The organism is Thiorhodococcus mannitoliphagus, from assembly GCF_010915725.1.
Taxonomy (GTDB): Bacteria; Pseudomonadota; Gammaproteobacteria; order Chromatiales; family Chromatiaceae; genus Thiorhodococcus; species Thiorhodococcus mannitoliphagus.
This window is the reverse complement of record NZ_JAAIJR010000290.1, coordinates 1-2,261: the sequence shown is the minus strand read 5'-3', so window position 1 is coordinate 2,261 and position 2,261 is coordinate 1. Positions and strand designations below refer to the sequence as shown.

1 protein-coding gene is annotated in these 2,261 nt (G+C 64.0%); it reads left to right on the top strand.

The features are described 5' to 3' along the window. Window positions 1-1,980, top strand: a 1,980-nt coding sequence (locus G3480_RS26235; RefSeq protein ID WP_164657143.1) for a hybrid sensor histidine kinase/response regulator, incomplete at its 5' end; no start/stop codon positions are given. Between the last annotated feature and the right edge of the window lie 281 nt (window positions 1,981-2,261).

Here is a 2,261-nt window from a genome sequence, read left to right as displayed (position 1 = left end):
CTGGCCAATCTGGTCGGTCTGAAAGCGGAAGAAAATGGCGTCGAGCTGATGTTTCAGATTCCCGCCGAGTTGCCGACCGCCCTGGTGGGCGATCCGCTGCGGTTGGGGCAGATCCTGACCAATCTGGGCAACAACGCGGTGAAATTCACCGACGCGGGCGGCGAGATCGTGGTCGCCATCGCCGTCCGGGAGCGGACCGACCACGAGGCGGTGCTGCATTTTTCCGTGCGCGACACCGGCATCGGCATGCAGCCCGAGCAACAGCAAAAACTCTTCCAGAGCTTCAGCCAGGCCGACAGCTCTACCACCCGCCGTTATGGCGGCACCGGTCTGGGGCTCGCCATCTCGAAGAAACTCACGGCCATGATGGATGGCGACATCTGGGTCGAAAGCGAGGCTGGCCGCGGCTCGGTCTTTCATTTCACCGCCCGCTTCGGGCTGCAGCAAGGGCAGATCTCGAAACGCCGACCCATCGCCGCCGATCTCGGTGCGCTGCCTGTCTTGGTCGTCGACGACAATGCCAGCTCCCGGGAGATCCTCGCCACCATGCTGGCCAGCTTCGGGTTCAACGTCGATCAGGCCGGCAGCGGCGCCAGCGCCCTGGCCTTGCTGGAGCAGGCCGATCACGGCCATCCCTACCAACTGGTGCTGATGGACTGGAAAATGCCCGGACTCGACGGCATCGAGACCACCCGTGCGATTCAGCGCAATGGGCTGATCGAGCATTTGCCCACCGTCATTATGGTGACCGCCTATGGGCGCGAGGACGCCCGCCAAGCGGCCGGTGGCGTCGACATCAACGCCTATCTGACCAAGCCAGTCACGCCATCCAGTTTGTTGGACGCCGTTCTGCTGGCCATGGGCCAGGAGGCCGCCGCCGGTAGCGGCCGCCAGACCCGCGAGGATGACACGGCCAACGCCATCGCTGCCTTGCGCGGCGCCCATGTCCTGCTGGTGGAAGATAACGACATGAACCAGGAGCTGGCGCTCGAGTTGCTGACTACCAATGGCATACGCGCGGCCGTCGCCAACAATGGTGCGGAAGCGCTCGAATGGCTGAAACGCGAGGCATTCGACGGCGTGCTGATGGACTGTCAGATGCCGGTCATGGACGGCTTTGAGGCAACGCGAAGAATCCGCCAGCAGGACAGGTTCAAGGCGCTGCCGATCCTGGCCATGACCGCTAACGCCATGGCCGGTGACCGCGAGAAGGTGCTGGCCGCCGGCATGAATGAGCACATCGCAAAGCCGATCAACGTCAATGAGATGTTCGTGACCATGGCCAAGTGGATCACGCCATCCGCTCCGCCACCTGCCGCCACACCAAGCACCGATGATGAGAAAGCGCCCTTGCTCGAGCTGCCCGGCATCGACACCGACGCCGGCCTTGCCGTGAGCCAGGGACGCTACGCGCTCTATCGCCGGCTGCTGCTCAAGTTCCGCGCCAGCGAAGTCGATTTTGCCGAGCGCTTTCGCAAGGCCCAGACCGATCCCGACCCCCAGGCCGCCGAACGCTGCGCTCACACCCTCAAGGGCATGGCCGCCAACATCGGCGCCCAGGGGATCAGGGCCAAGGCACAACGGCTGGAAGCGGCCTGTCATGACCGGGCGGCGGACGCGCAACTGGATGAACTCCTCCAGCAAACGCAGGTCGAGCTGCAGTTGGTGCTGCAAGGCCTCGCCCGGCTCGAAGGTGAAGCCGCCAGCGCGGACGTCTCTGGAGCCCTGGACCATCGGCAGCTGCGAGATCTGATGACCCGGCTGCGTGTCCTGCTGGAAGACGACGATACCGATGCGACCGATCTGGTGACAGCCTTGCTCGAACGACCGGGCATGCAGTCGCACCGCACGCCCCTCAAGGCCTTGGCCAGGGCGGTTGGCGACTACGACTTCCCGACAGCGCTCGACGCGCTGGCGCGACTCGAAGCGGACCTCGGCCGTGCGGATTCGGCCGCGTCGTCACGAACAATGGTCAGTTGAGCTTCGGCGCTATCAAAGACCAGGCCAGGCTGATCACGCCGGCTTTGGCAAGTACCATCCGCACTTTTCCGTACGCTCCAGCTCGGATTGCCCCAGCCTGTTGACCTCAGTATCGATGAGACAGCGCAGCGCGACAACCCGGGGCTTGGCATACCTCCGCCGTTCAGCTCCTGAAGGCATGACCAGAGTCAGCGATCCTCCGTCGATGATTTCGACTGCCGTTTCTCCTCATACATCCGGCTGTCAGCGCGTCGGGTACGCTTCAGCCCGGATTACCCTAG